Annotated in this window: 1 protein-coding gene; it reads left to right on the top strand. The window is 72.8% G+C overall.

From position 1 onward, the window contains the following. On the top strand, nt 1–695 hold a 695-nt coding region (locus TN53_RS41520), incomplete at both ends, for an NB-ARC domain-containing protein (RefSeq protein ID WP_046264075.1).

Here is a 695-nt window from a genome sequence, read left to right as displayed (position 1 = left end):
GTCATGACCAGATGAGACAGTTGCTCGAACTGGCGGCTCCCGGCGGCACGGTGACCATCGTCATCGGCGCGCCAGGCGTGGGCAAGACCGTGCTGGCCGGACATGCCGCGCACCGTCTGACGGATGAGTTCACCGGCGGACGGATCTGCCTGAGCCTCCGGGAGAAGGACGGATCGCCCCGAACTCTCGCGGCTCTCACCGCCGAACTGTTCCCGTACACGAACCCGTCCGAGCCGTTGCCCGCGGATCCCCAGCACGCCGCCGCGCTCTGGCGCGTCTGGCTGGCGGGCCGCAAGGTCCTGCTCATGCTCGACGACGCCCCTGACGAGGCCTGCGTCCGGCCACTGCTGCCCGGCACGGGGCCGAGCACCGCCATCGTCACCGCTCGCACCCAACTGGCCGGGCTCGCCCCGGCCCACCGGATCCACGTGCCACCGTTCACCACCAACGAGGCCCTGGACCTGCTCGGTAGGCTCATCGGTCCGGGCCGGGTGTTCTGCGACCGGCCGGCGGCCGGTCGCATCGTCGCGGCCTGCGGAATGCTGCCCCCCGCGGTGCGGGCCGCGGGCCTCAAGCTGGCCGTGCTGCGCCCCCTGCCACTCGGCGAGTACGCAGCCCGGCTGGCCGACCCCCGGGCGGTGCTCGACGAACTCGCCGTGGGCGACATCGACGTGAGGTCGCAGGTGGCCGACGCG

It is taken from the genome of Streptomyces sp. WM6386, assembly GCF_000972385.1.
GTDB lineage: Bacteria > Actinomycetota > Actinomycetes > Streptomycetales > Streptomycetaceae > Streptomyces.
This window is presented reverse-complemented; position numbering and strand designations above follow the sequence as displayed.